At 51.0% G+C, this 16,453-nt stretch carries 18 protein-coding genes and 1 pseudogene; 9 read left to right on the forward strand and 10 right to left on the reverse strand.

The features are described from left to right. The first annotated feature begins 105 nt into the window (after positions 1-105). Both pepD and BEG40_RS22280 read left to right on the forward strand, forming a co-directional pair. Positions 106-1,563: a cytosol nonspecific dipeptidase gene (gene pepD / locus BEG40_RS19245; RefSeq protein WP_105285959.1), complete on the forward strand. Its 1,458-nt coding sequence runs from the start codon at positions 106-108 to the stop codon at positions 1,561-1,563. Positions 1,564-1,610: 47 nt separating this feature from the next. Beyond that, on the forward strand, positions 1,611-1,853 hold the full coding sequence (locus BEG40_RS22280) for a hypothetical protein (RefSeq protein ID WP_032147818.1): 243 nt from the start codon (positions 1,611-1,613) through the stop codon (positions 1,851-1,853). 16 nt (positions 1,854-1,869) lie between these two features. Here the strand turns inward: BEG40_RS22280 and BEG40_RS19255 are convergent, their stop codons facing one another. The 6 genes from BEG40_RS19255 to lafU all read right to left on the reverse strand — a co-directional run bounded on the left by BEG40_RS19255 (position 1,870) and on the right by lafU (position 6,787). Then, positions 1,870-2,379 (reverse strand): metal-dependent hydrolase, encoded by a 510-nt coding sequence (locus tag BEG40_RS19255; RefSeq protein WP_000469796.1) that lies wholly within the window; start codon positions 2,377-2,379, stop codon positions 1,870-1,872. 62 nt (positions 2,380-2,441) lie between these two features. Next, positions 2,442-3,056, reverse strand: coding sequence for a peptide chain release factor H (prfH, locus tag BEG40_RS19260; RefSeq protein WP_105285960.1), 615 nt, complete (start codon positions 3,054-3,056; stop codon positions 2,442-2,444). Then, the gene (locus tag BEG40_RS19265; protein WP_198600212.1) at positions 3,053-4,192 is read right to left on the reverse strand and encodes an RNA ligase RtcB family protein; all 1,140 of its coding nucleotides are present in this window, start codon (positions 4,190-4,192) and stop codon (positions 3,053-3,055) included. Before BEG40_RS19265 ends, prfH begins: the two co-directional genes overlap by 4 nt. A 193-nt stretch (positions 4,193-4,385) precedes the next feature. Next, positions 4,386-4,838, reverse strand: coding sequence for a GNAT family N-acetyltransferase (locus BEG40_RS19270; protein ID WP_105285962.1), 453 nt, complete (start codon positions 4,836-4,838; stop codon positions 4,386-4,388). Then, positions 4,835-5,890, reverse strand: a complete 1,056-nt coding sequence (gene dinB, locus BEG40_RS19275) for a DNA polymerase IV (protein ID WP_021550271.1) — start codon at positions 5,888-5,890, stop codon at positions 4,835-4,837. The genes BEG40_RS19270 and dinB overlap by 4 nt, the downstream gene beginning before the upstream one ends. Positions 5,891-6,019: 129 nt before the next feature. Then, on the reverse strand, positions 6,020-6,787 hold the full coding sequence (gene lafU, locus BEG40_RS19280) for a putative lateral flagellar export/assembly protein LafU (protein WP_105285963.1): 768 nt from the start codon (positions 6,785-6,787) through the stop codon (positions 6,020-6,022). Here lafU and BEG40_RS19285 point away from each other — a divergent pair. The 3 genes and pseudogenes from BEG40_RS19285 to BEG40_RS19295 all read left to right on the forward strand — a co-directional run. Continuing rightward, positions 6,753-8,471 (forward strand): annotated as a pseudogene (locus BEG40_RS19285) (flagellar biosynthesis protein FlhA); the annotation flags it as partial. The gene lafU and the pseudogene BEG40_RS19285 overlap by 35 nt on opposite strands. A 104-nt stretch (positions 8,472-8,575) precedes the next feature. Beyond that, positions 8,576-8,854 (forward strand): type II toxin-antitoxin system HicA family toxin, encoded by a 279-nt coding sequence (locus BEG40_RS19290; protein ID WP_105285977.1) that lies wholly within the window; start codon positions 8,576-8,578, stop codon positions 8,852-8,854. Next, a complete protein-coding gene (locus tag BEG40_RS19295) occupies positions 8,847-9,203 on the forward strand; it encodes a type II toxin-antitoxin system HicB family antitoxin (protein WP_105285964.1) in 357 nt (118 codons plus the stop codon). The genes BEG40_RS19290 and BEG40_RS19295 overlap by 8 nt, the downstream gene beginning before the upstream one ends. Positions 9,204-9,259: 56 nt before the next feature. Here BEG40_RS19295 and BEG40_RS19300 read toward each other — a convergent pair whose 3' ends face one another. Next, positions 9,260-10,009: a C40 family peptidase gene (locus BEG40_RS19300; protein ID WP_105285965.1), complete on the reverse strand. Its 750-nt coding sequence runs from the start codon at positions 10,007-10,009 to the stop codon at positions 9,260-9,262. A 209-nt stretch (positions 10,010-10,218) separates the two neighbouring features. On the opposite strand from BEG40_RS19300, the gene dinJ reads away from it, so the two are divergent. The 3 genes from dinJ to dpaA all read left to right on the forward strand — a co-directional run bounded on the left by dinJ (position 10,219) and on the right by dpaA (position 11,656). Next, entirely contained in the window at positions 10,219-10,479 is a 261-nt protein-coding gene (gene dinJ / locus BEG40_RS19305; RefSeq protein WP_000729710.1) for a type II toxin-antitoxin system antitoxin DinJ, read from the forward strand. A 2-nt stretch (positions 10,480-10,481) separates the two neighbouring features. Further along, positions 10,482-10,760 (forward strand): type II toxin-antitoxin system mRNA interferase toxin YafQ, encoded by a 279-nt coding sequence (yafQ, locus tag BEG40_RS19310; protein ID WP_000615979.1) that lies wholly within the window; start codon positions 10,482-10,484, stop codon positions 10,758-10,760. Positions 10,761-10,915: 155 nt separating this feature from the next. After that, complete coding sequence (gene dpaA, locus BEG40_RS19315) at positions 10,916-11,656, forward strand: peptidoglycan meso-diaminopimelic acid protein amidase (protein ID WP_001225687.1); 741 nt, start codon at positions 10,916-10,918, stop codon at positions 11,654-11,656. Here dpaA and BEG40_RS19320 read toward each other — a convergent pair. Both BEG40_RS19320 and lpcA read right to left on the reverse strand, forming a co-directional pair. Then, positions 11,627-12,394 (reverse strand): class II glutamine amidotransferase, encoded by a 768-nt coding sequence (locus BEG40_RS19320; protein ID WP_033545668.1) that lies wholly within the window; start codon positions 12,392-12,394, stop codon positions 11,627-11,629. The genes dpaA and BEG40_RS19320 overlap by 30 nt on opposite strands. 142 nt (positions 12,395-12,536) lie before the next feature. Then, on the reverse strand, positions 12,537-13,115 hold the full coding sequence (lpcA, locus tag BEG40_RS19325; protein WP_016159301.1) for a D-sedoheptulose 7-phosphate isomerase: 579 nt from the start codon (positions 13,113-13,115) through the stop codon (positions 12,537-12,539). A gap of 239 nt (positions 13,116-13,354) precedes the next feature. On the opposite strand from lpcA, the gene fadE reads away from it, so the two are divergent. Next, on the forward strand, positions 13,355-15,799 hold the full coding sequence (gene fadE / locus BEG40_RS19330; protein ID WP_000973089.1) for an acyl-CoA dehydrogenase FadE: 2,445 nt from the start codon (positions 13,355-13,357) through the stop codon (positions 15,797-15,799). Between the two features lie 42 nt (positions 15,800-15,841). Here the strand turns inward: fadE and ivy are convergent, their stop codons facing one another. After that, positions 15,842-16,288 (reverse strand): Ivy family C-type lysozyme inhibitor, encoded by a 447-nt coding sequence (gene ivy, locus BEG40_RS19335; RefSeq protein ID WP_016159303.1) that lies wholly within the window; start codon positions 16,286-16,288, stop codon positions 15,842-15,844. Between the last annotated feature and the right edge of the window lie 165 nt (positions 16,289-16,453).

Here is a 16,453-nt window from a genome sequence, read left to right on the forward strand (position 1 = left end):
GTATTCTCAAACATATCTCGCAAGCCTGACTTGTGCTGACAACATTTTCTGCTAACCCTGTGACCTGCAATACTGTTTTGCGGGTGATCGACAAGGAGACTTAACGTGTCTGAACTGTCTCAATTATCTCCACAGCCGCTGTGGGATATTTTTGCCAAAATCTGTTCTATTCCTCACCCGTCCTACCACGAAGAGCAGCTTGCTGAATACATTGTAGGTTGGGCAAAAGAAAAAGGTTTCCATGTCGAACGCGATCAAGTGGGGAATATCCTGATTCGTAAACCTGCCACCGCAGGTATGGAAAATCGTAAACCGGTCGTCTTACAAGCTCACCTCGATATGGTGCCGCAGAAAAACAACGACACCGTGCACGACTTCACCAAAGATCCTATCCAGCCTTATATTGATGGCGAATGGGTTAAAGCACGCGGCACCACGCTCGGTGCAGATAACGGCATTGGCATGGCCTCTGCGCTGGCGGTGCTTGCCGATGACAACGTAGTACACGGCCCGCTGGAAGTGCTGCTGACCATGACCGAAGAAGCCGGTATGGACGGTGCGTTCGGCTTACAGAGCAACTGGTTACAGGCAGATATTCTGATTAACACCGACTCCGAAGAAGAAGGTGAAATCTACATGGGTTGTGCGGGGGGTATCGACTTCACCTCCAACCTGCATTTAGACCGTGAAACAGTTCCGGCAGGTTTTGAAACCTTTAAATTAACCTTAAAAGGTCTGAAAGGTGGTCACTCTGGCGGTGAAATCCACGTTGGCCTGGGTAATGCGAACAAACTGCTGGTGCGTTTCCTGGCGGGTCATGCGGAAGAACTGGATCTGCGCCTTATCGATTTCAACGGCGGCACACTGCGTAACGCCATCCCGCGTGAAGCCTTTGCAACCATTGCTGTCGCAGCTGATAAAGTCGACGCACTGAAATCGCTGGTGAATACCTATCAGGAGATCCTGAAAAACGAGCTGGCAGAGAAAGAGAAAAACCTGGCATTACTGCTGGATTCAGTAGCGAACGACAAAACTGCGTTGACCGCTAAATCTCGCGATACCTTTATTCGTCTGCTGAACGCCACCCCGAACGGTGTGATCCGCAACTCCGACGTGGCAAAAGGCGTGGTTGAAACCTCACTGAACGTGGGTGTGGTGACCATGACCGACAACAACGTAGAAATTCACTGCCTGATCCGTTCTCTGATCGACAGCGGTAAAGACTACGTGGTCAGTATGCTGGATTCGCTGGGTAAACTGGCTGGCGCGAAAACCGAAGCGAAAGGCGCATATCCTGGCTGGCAGCCGGATGCTAACTCTCCGGTGATGCATCTGGTACGTGAAACCTATCAGCGTCTGTTCAACAAGACGCCGAACATCCAGATTATCCACGCGGGTCTGGAATGTGGTCTGTTCAAAAAACCGTATCCGGAAATGGACATGGTTTCTATCGGGCCGACTATCACCGATCCACACTCTCCGGATGAACAAGTTCATATCGAAAGCGTTGGTCACTACTGGCGGCTTCTGACTGAACTACTGAAAGAAATTCCTGCGAAGTAATAACGATGAAGTCCACGCCTGCGGGCGTGGACTTCTGTTTGAAGTCAATGGCTATCTATATCGAAATAACAAAACATTATGAAACCCAGGAAAAGGTCGCATATTTATATAGTTGCGACCATATTTCATGGGGGGAATTTCTGATCACTAAAGAAAATTTTGCGCTGGAATCCGTGAAAGAACTTAAGGGTGAAAAGCAGAATTTTTATATGTTCAGAGCCTGGGGAAAAGTCAGAAGAACATACTTAACCACTGGAGAATTTCCCCAGGAAACATGTTACGCCGCTTAAAGTCAGAATAATTTTTTCATGCTTTTACCATTTTGGCATTACGTCTGCACCACATGGCAATGGCGGCAGCCACTAATGCCAGTTCCAGTAAAAACGACCAGTGTAATAAAAAATTGAGCCACCACGGATGATGTATCGCCGTAATATGAAAAAGTGCAAATGGTTGGTTAACGAAAGGCATCAGCCACCAGATATCACCGACCAGCGTATCGAGTAATAAATGCACGATACTATTCAGGCAAAACACCACGCCCAACCACGCCGGCAGTTTATTCTTCGCTATTCCTGCCCAGACTAATGTCGCCGCCAGCAGAGCAAACCATAATAATGGCCAATGAGACGGGTAAAGATGATGATGTCGTTGCCCATTATCCACCAGATAGCACCAGAAGAGATCGAAATCGGGTGCAACGGCCCCGACTAAGCCAATAATCATCGCCCAGCGCGCATGACGAGCAATCAGCGGCAAGCGTTTCACTAAAGTACAAGTTATTAAATATCCAGCAGGAAGATGACCAATAAACATGACGATTCCTTTCGTTTTTGTCCGCCGCTTTCACGAAGAAAACGGCGGGAGACGTTCCTCAATTACCCTTCGATAAATGCCATCCCTGTAAATGTCCGTCGCGGGTTACCACGTTCAATCTGGTGATGGAACATTCGCCGCTGCGATTTCAGCGTTGCGCTATTTTCCTGTTGCTGTTGTTCCAGCTTCCAGGTAATCAGCAATCGCGCCAGCCGTTTGTTATCATGCTGGCTGCGCTCGGACTGTACTTTCACGCTAATCCCGGTTGCCAGATGCGTGGCGCGCACCGCCGAGTCGGTCTTATTAACATGTTGACCGCCCGGCCCCGACGAACGCAGCGTCTCATAACGGATCGCATCTGATTGTTCCTGCTCATCAGCGGTAAAACGACCAATACCCAGAAACCAGTTTTTACGCCCGTGATGAGGCCGGTATGGGCTGGGGCAAATCCACTGGATAGTACCGCACCAGCTTTCACTTAATGCCAGTGCGTTATCGCCATCCAGAGAAACCAGTGCCGAACGCAGCGTGTCTGAATAGCGCCCCGTTTCTGTTTCCAGCACTGTTACCGCAACACGCTGTTGGGATGCTTCTTTAATCAGCCTGTCCAGCGCCTTTTTCACTGCGAGACAGCATTCTTCCGGCCCCTGGGCAGAGGAGAGTTGCAACAAGATCATCCTTTTTTCCCTCCACTGTTTTTGAGCGTCAGTACCGGACGCAGCCGCGCGACAGGAATAATTAAACCGGCCTGCACCAGACATTGCACCACGCTTTCAGCCGATTTATAGGCTTGTGGCGCTTCTTCGAAGATGAGTTGTTTATCGCGGCAAATTACCCGGCTACCAAGTTCAGTACGTGAGAGTTGCGTCGTCGTATATTTCGCTGCCAGCCGCCCTTTACACTCGGTGCGCCCCCATTTGCGCCCTGCCCCATGAGCCAGCGAGTGCAATGTTTCTTCGCTACTGACAGGCAGTACAAGCCATGAGTAATCACCGCGAGAACCGGGAATAATCACCAGGCCACGGTCATCAGGCGTAGCCCCTTTACGGTGTAACCAGCCTTGTTGATCGCCAATTTGACTTGCGGTAATAAAGTTATGCGCCACATCCAGAACCGGACTTCCGCTGGCTTTCACCTGCTGCATTATGCGCAGAGCGATCATCTGGCGATTCATGCGAGCAAACGCCAGCGCATCGTCATGCTCCGAGATATAACGTAGCGCGTCGTCACTGCCTTCCGGCAAACCATGGTGCGAAAATGAGACAATATGTTTTTGTAAAACAGACTGCCCGAAACCACGCGAGCCGCTATGAACCAGCAGTTGCAGATGCTGCGCATCCAGGCCTGCCAGTGCAAACAGTTCAGCGTCGATGATTTGATCAATCTGTTGCAGTTCAGCAAAATGATTGCCGCCACCGATGGAGCCAAGCGCGCTGCGCCACGGGTGCTGTGCAAATGCTGATGGCAGGTTTTCCTCCAGCCAGCTTTCTTCAGCAACGTCATCCAGCGCAGACAATCGCTTTTCGAACTTATCGGCGTTGTATTTGCGAGTAAGGATATCTGTTTGCCATAGCGCCATGCCGCAGCCGATATCATTACCGACCAGTGCCGGGTAAAAACGACCTACGGAGAAGAACGCTGCTCCAATCGGGTAGCCGCGTCCGGGGTGTAAATCAGGCATCCCTACTACGCGTTGCATGTTGGGTAAATTTGCCGTGGTATGTAATTGTTGGATCGCTGAACTCTCGATCCACAGGTCATCAGATGCGATGGTAAATACCGCATCGGATAAGGGACGAATATATTTGTCCATGTACCATTCCATTTATAAACATAAAAAATCAGGAAATGGCAGACGAATCCAGGGCAAGAAAAAAAGAATTAATCCTGGAAAGGTCTGCAAAGAGTCATTGATAAAGGATTTGTCATGATTTACCTCCTTGCAGTTTGTGGAATAAGAAAACGCGCACATATTAGGCGGACGTTATTTTCATTGCAAGCTGGATTTAATGTTGCTGTTTATATCGCATATAAAAATTAGTAAACCACTCTCCCCGGCATTCAACGCGCTGCTGCTTAACTACCTGAAAACCATAACGTTCAAAAAAGGGTTTTGCGGTTATGCTGGCATCAACCGTAAGTTCGGATTCAGACTTAATAAAAGGTTTTAACAAGGTACTAGCGACACCACAGCGGGTGTATTCCGGCTCAACAAATAGCATATCGATATAGTGTTCAATGCAGGTAATAAAGCCGACCAGTTGTGCATTAATGACCGCAACCCGCACTTGTGATTGCACGAGTTTCTCCCTCCAGCGAGATTCATCAATCTGCGCCCAGGCGGCAATTTGTTGCGGTGAATAATGCTGACTGGCAGTCATCGTAACCGCTCTAATGAAAATAGCGCATAGTTGCTGAAAATCGCCAGGCTGATAGTCTCTTATTTGTATGTTATTCATAATCCCAACACCAGTTGTCTTTCCATTTGCGGATCAAGCAACGTCACATGCAACCCCACCAACCGTACACCGCGTCCGCCGCGACGTTCATCCCAGGTTTTACGCGCAGTGGCGATTAGGTCAGCTTTATTCAAACGCGGCCAGACATGCTCCTGAGTGGTTTGCTGAAAATCATCGAACTTTAATTTCACTCCCTGGCGGGCGATCAGTAAATCAGGCTTCACCTTTGCCAGACGGCGCTCCAGTTCAGGATAAAGCCGCTCAATAATCGCTTCACATTCAGACCAGTGATGGATATCTTCCGCCATCGTGCGTTCCACTCCGACGGATTTACGCAGCCGTTCACTGTTAACATCGCGCTCGTCGATACCCTGGCTACGCTCCCACAAAATGCGGCCAAATTTGCCAAAGCGTTTGAGCAAGGTCACCAGATCACACTTTTGTACATCACCGCAGGTGCGCAGTCCCATCGCCTCTAGTTTTGCCGCTGATACTTTGCCGACACCAGGAATCTTCGCCAGCGGCAACGTTTGCAGAAATGCAGGAACGTCAGCAGGTGTAATCACAAACTGACCGTTGGGTTTGTTCATGTCAGAGGCGATTTTGGCGAGAAATTTAACCGGCGCCACGCCCGCAGAAGCCGTCAGGTGCAACTCGTTAAAGATTGTCTGACGGATTTCCTGGGCGATGAGAGTCGCAGAACCGTGGCAATGCACGCTGTCGGTGACATCGAGATAGGCTTCATCCAGCGACAGCGGTTCAATGCGCGAAGTGTAACGCGAGAAGATTTCGCGGATATGATTTGAGGCTTCTTTGTAGGCGTCAAAGCGCCCCGGAAGCAAGGTGAGGTGCGGGCATAATTTGAGCGCCATGCCGGTTGGCATTGCGCTGCGTACACCAAATTTACGCGCGGGATAATTGGCGGTGCTGATCACCCCCCGACGTTCGCGGCTACCGCCAATAGCAACAGGGATATCGCGCAGGGCGGGATTATCACGCATCTCCACCGCTGCGAAAAAGCAGTCCATATCCACATGAATGATTTTACGCATCGCTCACCTCTCAATACTGGTAAAGTATACAGTGATTTTAGGGTTTGAGAAATGCGTAAAGGTTTTGCAATCAGTCCCCCTTAACGCCGGATGCGCTGCGCTTGTCCGGCCTACAGGAGGCTGTTTTTGTTACCCATGCTGCTTATCCAGTTTTTGCACCAACGGCTGCACCACTTTATCCCCATGCTGACCAAAATATTGATACAGCGTGTCCGAGGCGCTTTTGGTTAGCACCATAATCTCAATGCGCCGGTTGCCTGCGCTTTGCGGATCCTTCGCGTCCAGCAGCATCTGGTCCGCCATCGCGCTTACCTGCATCACTTTATCTTCCGGCATTCCGGCATCTTCCAGCACCCGACGGGCAGAGAGCGCGCGGTCACCCGAAAGGTTCCAGTTGTTATAGATATTGCTTTTATAGGCCATCGCATCGGTATGCCCGGTGATAATGATCTTGTTATCGAGTGAGTCAAAAACAGGCGCTAATTCCACCAGCAGCGTTTTAAAAAACGGCATAATCTTCGCGCTGCCGCGTTCAAACATATTGTGGTTCTGGTCATCTTTAATCAGCACGCGTAATCCCTGCGGAACAATCTCCATCTCCAGATTCGCTTCCATATGCGCATTACGGGCAATGGTGTTGATATTGGTCGCCAGCTCGCCCAGTTCAGTGGCGGATTTCTTCTTCAGTAACGCCGTTTTCTCGTTCACATCACGTGCTTTTTTCTCAGTTTCTTCCGGCACCGCCACGGTAGTCGGTTTCGGCGGATGAGTCGGGCTTATTTTATTTAACGGCGACAGCCCGCCACCGTTGAAGATCGACTGCCCATGCAGCGCCGCCATAATGCTTTCACGCTCGGATTTACTGACGCTGTTCACAATCAACTTTATCGTCGTCACCAAAGGGGCCGAGCGTATTTCCGAGGTTTCCGCCCGCTTTACCCTGGACGCGATGCCCGGCAAACAGATGGCGATTGACGCCGATCTTAACGCCGGATTGATCAACCAGGCGCAGGCGCAAACCCGGCGTAAGGATGTTGCCAGCGAGGCCGATTTCTACGGCGCGATGGACGGGGCATCGAAGTTTGTGCGCGGGGACGCTATCGCCGGGATGATGATTCTGGCGATCAACCTGATCGGCGGCGTCTGTATCGGGATCTTCAAATACAACCTGAGCGCCGATGCCGCCTTCCAGCAGTATGTGCTGATGACTATCGGTGACGGCCTGGTGGCGCAGATCCCTTCCCTACTGCTCTCCACCGCAGCGGCGATTATTGTCACCCGCGTCAGCGATAACGGCGATATCGCCCACGACGTGCGCCACCAGTTGCTGGCAAGTCCATCGGTGCTCTACACCGCCACCGGGATTATGTTCGTGCTGGCGGTGGTGCCGGGAATGCCGCACTTCCCGTTCCTGATGTTCAGCGCCCTGCTTGGCTTTACCGGCTGGCGGATGAGCAAACGCCCGCAGGCGGCAGAGGCGGAAGAGAAAAGCCTCGAAACGCTGACCCGCACTATCACCGAAACCAGCGAGCAACAGGTCAGTTGGGAGACAATTCCGCTGATCGAACCCATCAGTTTAAGCCTCGGTTATAAGCTGGTGGCGCTGGTCGATAAAGCGCAGGGTAACCCGCTCACCCAGCGAATTCGCGGCGTGCGGCAGGTGATCTCCGACGGCAACGGCGTGCTGCTACCAGAGATCCGCATTCGGGAAAACTTCCGCCTTAAGCCGAGCCAGTACGCCATTTTCATCAACGGCATTAAGGCTGATGAAGCGGATATTCCGGCGGATAAACTGATGGCCCTGCCCTCCAGCGAAACCTACGGCGAGATTGACGGCGTGCTGGGGAACGACCCGGCGTATGGGATGCCAGTGACCTGGATTCAGCCTGCGCAGAAAGCGAAGGCGCTGAATATGGGGTATCAGGTGATCGACAGCGCCAGCGTGATTGCCACCCATGTGAACAAAATTGTGCGCAGCTATATCCCTGATTTGTTTAATTATGATGATATTACGCAGCTACATAACCGCCTGTCGTCGATGGCACCACGGCTGGCGGAAGATTTAAGCGCGGCGCTCAATTACAGCCAGTTGCTGAAAGTGTACCGCGCGCTGCTGACCGAAGGCGTTTCCCTGCGCGATATCGTCACTATCGCCACCGTTCTGGTCGCCAGTAGCACGGTGACGAAAGATCATATTCTGCTGGCCGCCGATGTGCGCCTGGCGCTGCGGCGCAGCATTACCCATCCGTTTGTTCGCAAGCAGGAGCTGACGGTGTATACGTTGAATAATGAGCTGGAAAATCTGCTGACCAACGTGGTGAATCAGGCGCAACAGGGCGGCAAAGTGATGCTCGACAGCGTGCCGGTCGACCCGAATATGCTCAACCAGTTCCAGAGCACGATGCCGCAGGTGAAGGAGCAGATGAAAGCGGCAGGGAAAGATCCGGTGCTGCTGGTTCCGCCGCAGCTGCGTCCTTTGCTGGCGCGCTATGCGAGATTGTTTGCGCCGGGGCTGCATGTGCTGTCGTATAACGAAGTGCCGGATGAGCTGGAGTTGAAGATTATGGGGGCGTTGAGTTGATTGGGGGGATTATTTCACCCTTTGCAGAATCTGACGCCATTGTTTGACGTCATATTATAATCGTACTACGATGACACCATACAATGACGCCATTGATTGATAGTATGATTAAGGTCAGCGCGTTAGGCTCTCGCCATAGAAAAACATTCGACGATGTTATGACGGAGCCGCCAAAATCTGGAATTAAATGGGATGATGTTGTTGCACTCATTAAAGCTGTGGGTGGAACAATAAAAAATAACAATGGTTCCAGACGAAAATTTCAGATTGGAACGACCAAATTCAGTACTCATGAGCCACATCCAAAGAATGTGATGGATAAAGGCGCAGTAACAGGTCTTAAGGAGTGGTTTGTTAACTGTGCAGGGGTAGATTATGAATAAAGCATCAAACATTATCACCATTAAAGGTCAACCAGCCGCAGTGACATTTGAAGCCGATATCAACGCATTTCGCGGCAAGTTCCTCAATGTAAACGGTTATTGTGACTTTGTAGCCACAAGTATTGAGGCATTATATCGTGAAGGTGAAAGCGCGCTGGATGAGTGGATTGCGGATTGTGAAGAGGACGGCATTGCTCCTTTTCGTGAAGAAGAAGGGCAAAAACGCCTGACGCTTCGTGTGCCACATCACATCGATTCACGGCTGACCATCGTCGCCAGACAACATTCCATTTCAAAAAACCAGCTCATTGTTGATGTATTAGAACGTGAGTTTTCAGCCCAGATGTAAACAGGCCGGATGCCGCGTGGCATCCGATCTTTTGTCAGTTCGTCAATATTACCCATTTACAAAATCGTCTCTTCCGTCAAAATCCGCCGCACGCCCAAAAAGTGATCCTGCCAGAAAGGTTCGGCTAACCGACTTATCCGAATGGTTTCCCCTGTGCGCGGCGACTCGATAAACTGTCCATCGCCCAGATACACGCCCATATGATCGGCAATTTCGCGGCTATGAATATGGAAAAACAGCAAATCACCCCGGCGCAGGTCGTTGTTCGCCACAATCGTCGCCCGATGGTAGTGATACATCTCATTGGCCGTGCGCGGGAGTTTCGCTTCGAGGATCTTGTTGTAGGCATAAAAAACCAACCCGCTACAGTCGAAGCCTTGATCGGGCCGCGTGCCGCCCCAGACGTAAGGCTTGCCAAGCTGCTGCTCCAGGCGGTGGATCGCCACTTCGGTGATATTGTGCAGATGATCGCTGCTTAAGAAATGGTTGTTCTCTGCCAGTGCCTGCCAGCGTCTGTCACTCGCCTTGAGCGGCGCAGGAAACCATTCAGGATGCTGTTTTATCTGTTCGCGGTTATGCTGGCGCAGCGCCCTTCTGCTTTCGGCATTACCTTCCACAATGTAGCTGGCCTGTTTTTTCAGATGTACCTGGTACTGTTTTAGCAGTCTGGCACGGTTTTGCATCCGCTGGCGGGCGGCGTAGCTGAAAGAGATGTGTGATGGGGTGGCGCTGGCAAATGAAGAAAACGGCAAGCAAAGCAACAATAATCCCGACAACACAAAAGAGGGAATCGACGGCAAAGACATTCTCAATAATGGCTGGTCATGCATTGATGTTGCAGTGTATCCCGGCCCGTACCTGAACAAACTTAATAAACCATTATTATAAAATTAATAAATATATTTCAGTTAATTATGTAAAAACATCCGTTTATTAAATTACTCATGGATTGTCGCTGTTGCTCATTTGAGCTACAATTCAAGCTGAATAAATATACAGCACAGGAGATACCCCAATGGCTGCTAACGCGTTTGTTCGCGCCCGAATCGATGAGGATTTGAAGAATCAGGCGGCGGACGTACTAGCCGGGATGGGGCTGACCATCTCTGACCTGGTTCGCATAACCCTCACAAAAGTCGCGCGTGAAAAGGCATTGCCGTTTGATTTACGCGAGCCTAATCAATCAACCATTCAATCAATCAAAAACAGCGAAGCTGGCGTTGATGTTCATAAGGCCAAAGACGCCGATGATTTATTTGATAAATTAGGAATTTAAATATGATTCAAAGGGATATTGAATACTCGGGACAATTTTCAAAGGATGTAAAACTTGCACAAAAGCGTCATAAGGATATGAATAAATTGAAATATCTTATGACGCTTCTTATCAATAATACTTTACCGCTTCCAGCCGTTTATAAAGACCACCCGCTGCAAGGTTCATGGAAAGGTTATCGCGATGCTCATGTCGAACCGGACTGGATCCTGATTTACAAACTTACCGATAAACTTTTACGATTTGAGAGAACTGGAACTCACGCGGCGCTATTTGGGTAAAGCCCGCTTCCGATGAAATTTGTAAACCCTGCGCCGACAGGCTTGCGTAAAACTCTTTTGGTGATAATGTGAGCCTTCCAAATCCAGACTATTCCGATTTGGGATCTATTTTGCCGCCCTGGCGTGTGTAACCGTTTTATCAAGGAATAAGCAGTATGCGTAAAATCGCATTAATTCTTGCGATGTTGTTGATCCCGTGCGTTTCGTTTGCCAGTTTGCTGGGCAGCGGTAGTTCCACCACGCCAGTGAGCAAAGAGTATAAGCAGCAGTTGATGGGATCTCCTGTCTACATCCAAATCTTCAAGGAAGAGCGCACGCTCGATCTCTACGTCAAAATGGGCGAGCAATATCAACTGCTCGACAGTTATAAAATCTGTAAATATTCCGGCGGGTTAGGACCAAAACAGCGTCAGGGCGATTTCAAAAGCCCGGAAGGGTTTTATAGCGTCCAGCGTAATCAGTTAAAACCAGACAGCCGTTACTACAAAGCGATTAATATTGGATTCCCCAATGCCTATGACCGTGCGCATGGTTATGAAGGGAAATACCTGATGATCCACGGCGATTGTGTTTCCATCGGCTGCTACGCGATGACCAATCAGGGTATTGATGAGATCTTCCAGTTCGTTACTGGTGCGCTGGTGTTTGGTCAGCCGAGCGTGCAGGTGAGTATTTACCCGTTCCGCATGACCGACGCCAATATGAAGCGCCATAAGTATTCCAACTTTAAGGACTTCTGGGAGCAACTGAAGCCGGGCTACGACTACTTTGAACAGACTCGTAAGCCACCGACCGTTTCTGTAGTCAATGGCCGTTACGTGGTCAGCAAGCCGTTGAGCCACGAAGTGGTGCAGCCACAACTGGCATCAAACTACACGCTCCCCGAGGCAAAATAAGCGCCATTCGCCTGGCATAATCTTTTGCCAGGTTTCATTGCCCGTCAGCGGCTGAGTCGCAATCACCGTGACCACATCATTCGGTGTGGTCTGTGAGCTGAAGTCGATTTCCACATCCTGATCCAGCAACGTTGCCACGCCAAACGGCGCGCGGCGGGTGATCCAGTGTAAATTCGTCGAGCAATACGCCATCACATAGCGCCCGTCAGAAAGCAGCATGTTGAAAACGCCCTTCTGCCGCAGTTCATCCGCCAGTGAGGCGATATATTTAAACACTGCCGCCATATTGCCCGGCGTACGCGGGTAACGCTGCGTCAGTTTATACAACAACCAGCAGAAGGCTTTTTCGCTGTCGGTTTCACCTACCGGGCGGAAGTTGCCGGTTTCCAGTGATTTATAGCCCGTCAGTTGCCCGTTATGCGCATAAGTCCAGTTGCGTCCCCATAGCTCGCGGGTAAACGGGTGAGTATTTTCCAGCGCCACCTCGCCCCGATTGGCCTGGCGAATATGAGCCACAACCGAGCAGGATTTTATCGGGTAGTCCTGAACCAGTTTGGCGATGGGGGAATTAAAGCTGGGTTGTGGATCTTTAAATGTGCGACAACCTTTGCCTTCGTAAAAGGTAATGCCCCAGCCATCTTTATGTGGCCCGGTTCCACCACCGCGCTGTACAAGCCCAGTGAAACTAAAGCAGATATCGGTTGGGACGTTGGCGCTCATCCCGAGCAGTTCGCACATGGGTAACCTCCACAACAGCGGGGGAAATGCCCCCGGCGAAGATTGATTTAAGGATTTCCAGGCCTGATGTGTCGGCGTCACATCAGGCATCTTGCACCTGCGCCGGATGCGGCGTAAACGCCTTATCCGGCCTACGCCAGACTTACTTGACCATCTCTTTTTCAATTAACTGGATCAGGATATGGATAACTTTAATGTGAATCTCCTGAATGCGATCGGCATAGCCAAAGTGCGGAACGCGAATTTCGATATCCGCCGTGCCAGCCATTTTGCCGCCGTCTTTACCGGTCAGGGTGATCACTTTCATGCCCTTCTCACGCGCCGCCGCAATCGCCTTGATTACGTTAGCTGAGTTACCGGAGGTGGAGATCCCCAGCAGCACATCACCTTCGCGACCTACTGCTTCAACGTAACGGGAGAAAATATCGTTAAACCCAAAATCATTACCAACACAGGTGATGTGGCTGACATCGGAAATGGCAATCGCCGGGTAGCCCGGACGGTTTTCACGGTAGCGCCCCGTCAGTTCTTCTGCAAAGTGCATGGCGTCGCAATGGGAGCCGCCGTTGCCGCAGGAAAGCACCTTGCCACCGGCTTTAAAACTGTCTGCTAACAGGACCGCCGCGCGCTGAATGGCGTGAATATTGGCGTCATCTTTTAAAAAGTTAGCCAGCGTTTCCGCCGCTTCGTTCAGTTCGTTACGAATAAGATCCTGGTACATGAGGATATCCTTCAGCATAAATGAAATAGACAAAATGCAGTGTACCGGATACCGCCAGAAGCGAGAAGACCAGCGCGGCGGAATGACCAGGACTTTTTGACCCGAAGTGCGGATAAAAACAGCAACAATGTGAGCTTTGTTGTAATTATATTGTAAACGCATTGCTAAATGTTTTTACATCCACTACAACCATATCATCACAAGTGGTCAGACCTCCTACAAGTAAGGGGCTTTTCGTTATGATGATTTTGAGTATTCTCGCTACGGTTGTCCTGCTCGGCGCGTTGTTTTATCACCGCGTGAGCTTATTTATCAGCAGTCTGATTTTGCTCGCCTGGACAGCCGCCCTCGGCGTCGCTGGTCTGTGGTCGGCGTGGGTACTGGTGCCTCTGGCCATTATCCTCGTACCGTTTAACTTTGCGCCAATGCGTAAGTCGATGATTTCAGCGCCAGTGTTTCGCGGTTTCCGTAAGGTGATGCCGCCGATGTCGCGCACTGAGAAAGAAGCGATTGACGCCGGAACGACCTGGTGGGAAGGCGATCTATTCCAGGGTAAACCGGACTGGAAAAAGCTGCATAACTATCCGCAGCCGCGCTTGACCGCTGAAGAGCAAGCGTTTCTCGATGGCCCGGTAGAAGAAGCCTGCCGGATGGCGAATGATTTCCAGATAACCCATGAACTGGCGGATCTACCGCCGGAGCTGTGGGCGTATCTGAAAGAGCATCGTTTCTTCGCGATGATCATCAAGAAAGAGTACGGTGGGCTGGAGTTCTCGGCTTATGCCCAGTCTCGCGTGCTGCAAAAACTCTCTGGGGTGAGCGGGATTCTGGCGATTACCGTCGGCGTGCCAAACTCATTAGGTCCGGGTGAACTGCTGCAACATTACGGTACTGACGAGCAGAAAAATCACTATCTGCCGCGTCTGGCGCGTGGTCAGGAGATCCCTTGCTTTGCGCTGACCAGCCCGGAAGCGGGTTCCGATGCGGGCGCTATTCCGGACACCGGGATTGTTTGCATGGGTGAGTGGCAGGGCCAGCAGGTGCTGGGAATGCGTCTGACCTGGAACAAACGCTATATTACGCTGGCACCCATTGCGACCGTGCTTGGGCTGGCGTTTAAACTCTCCGACCCGGACAAACTGCTGGGTGGTGCAGAAGATTTAGGCATTACCTGTGCGCTGATCCCGACCACCACGCCGGGCGTAGAAATTGGTCGTCGCCACTTCCCGCTGAACGTGCCGTTCCAGAACGGACCGACGCGCGGAAAAGATGTCTTCGTACCGATCGATTACATTATCGGCGGCCCCAAAATGGCCGGACAAGGCTGGCGGATGCTGGTGGAGTGTCTCTCGGTGGGTCGTGGCATCACCCTACCTTCCAACTCAACCGGCGGCGTGAAGTCGGTGGCGCTGGCAACGGGGGCGTATGCTCACATTCGTCGTCAGTTCAAAATCTCTATAGGTAAGATGGAAGGGATTGAAGAGCCGCTGGCGCGTATTGCCGGTAATGCGTACGTAATGGATGCTGCGGCGTCGCTGATTACCTACGGCATTATGCTCGGTGAAAAACCGGCCGTGCTGTCGGCTATCGTTAAGTATCACTGTACCCACCGTGGGCAGCAGTCGATTATCGATGCGATGGATATCACTGGTGGTAAAGGCATTATGCTCGGTCAGAGCAACTTCCTGGCGCGAGCTTACCAGGGCGCACCGATTGCCATCACCGTTGAAGGGGCGAATATTCTGACCCGTAGTATGATGATCTTCGGTCAGGGGGCGATTCGTTGCCATCCGTACGTGCTCGAAGAAATGGAAGCGGCGAAGAACAATGACGTCAACGCGTTCGATAAACTGTTGTTCAAACATATCGGTCACGTCGGTAGTAACAAAGTTCGTAGCTTCTGGCTCGGTTTGACGCGCGGTTTAACCAGTAGCACACCAACCGGCGATGCGACTAAACGTTATTACCAGCACCTGAACCGCCTGAGCGCCAACCTCGCCTTACTTTCCGATGTGTCGATGGCGGTGCTGGGTGGTAGCCTGAAACGCCGTGAGCGTATCTCGGCACGTCTGGGGGATATTTTAAGTCAGCTTTACCTCGCCTCCGCCGTTTTGAAACGTTATGACGACGAAGGCCGCAATGAAGCTGACCTGCCGCTGGTGCACTGGGGCGTTCAGGATGCGCTGTATCAGGCTGAACAGGCGATGGATGATTTGCTACAAAACTTCCCGAACCGCGTGGTTGCCGGGCTGCTGAATGTGGTGATCTTCCCAACCGGTCGTCACTATCTGGCGCCGTCTGACAAGCTGGATCATAAGGTGGCGAAGATTTTACAAGTGCCAAACGCCACCCGTTCTCGCATTGGTCGCGGTCAGTACCTGACGCCGAGTGAGCATAATCCGGTTGGCTTGCTGGAAGAGGCGCTGGTGGATGTGATTGCCGCCGACCCAATTCATCAGCGGATCTGTAAAGAGCTGGGTAAAAACCTGCCGTTTACCCGTCTGGATGAACTGGCGCACAACGCGCTGGCGAAGGGGCTGATTGATAAAGATGAAGCCGCTATTCTGGTGAAAGCTGAAGAAAGCCGTCTGCGCAGTATTAACGTTGATGACTTTGATCCGGAAGAGCTGGCGACGAAGCCGGTAAAGTTGCCGGAGAAAGTGCGGAAAATTGAAGCCGCGTAATTGAATAACGGAGCCGAAAGGCTCCGTTTCTTTATCTGCTAATTATTTGAAATTAAATCCATCTGGATGGTTTTCCAGGCTGCCAGTCAACGCCGCGAACAGCACCGTTTTACCATCAATCGAGAGCGCATCGTTCACATTCAGCCAGGTGAGCTTCTCTTGCGAAGTTTTCTCATCAATGGTCGAGAACAGACCCGTCATCTGATTAGATTTCTCGGACCACATCACCGCAATACGTTGCGAGCCGCAATCATGCGGTTTGCACGCACTCATCACCTGATAAGTCTCATCTCCCAACGTTACGGTTTGTGCGGGGGTATAAGTACCGCCTTTCATCACCCAGACTGGTAGCTTATGCCCTTGCACCATCTGATTAAACGCAGCTTTGGTAGCTTCGCCCTTTGCCAGGCTGCTAATTGTTAAATCATCCTGCGCCATTGCACTGGTGGCGATGACCAAAGCGGCGACTGTCGTTATTGCCTTAAACATCATTCCTCCCGAGCTTATCCTGCCCATGTTATTAACACCCTAAAGCCTGGCGATAACACGATATTTTGCAAATCAGATATTTCCAATATCTGCATTTGTTATCAATTTATTCCGCAGTAAGGTAATAGCCTGATAAGGTGTTAAAGTTATAAATCCCTTCGCATA

The sequence above is a fragment of the Escherichia sp. MOD1-EC5495 genome (assembly GCF_002965965.1).
In the GTDB taxonomy this organism is placed as follows: Bacteria; Pseudomonadota; Gammaproteobacteria; order Enterobacterales; family Enterobacteriaceae; genus Escherichia; species Escherichia ruysiae.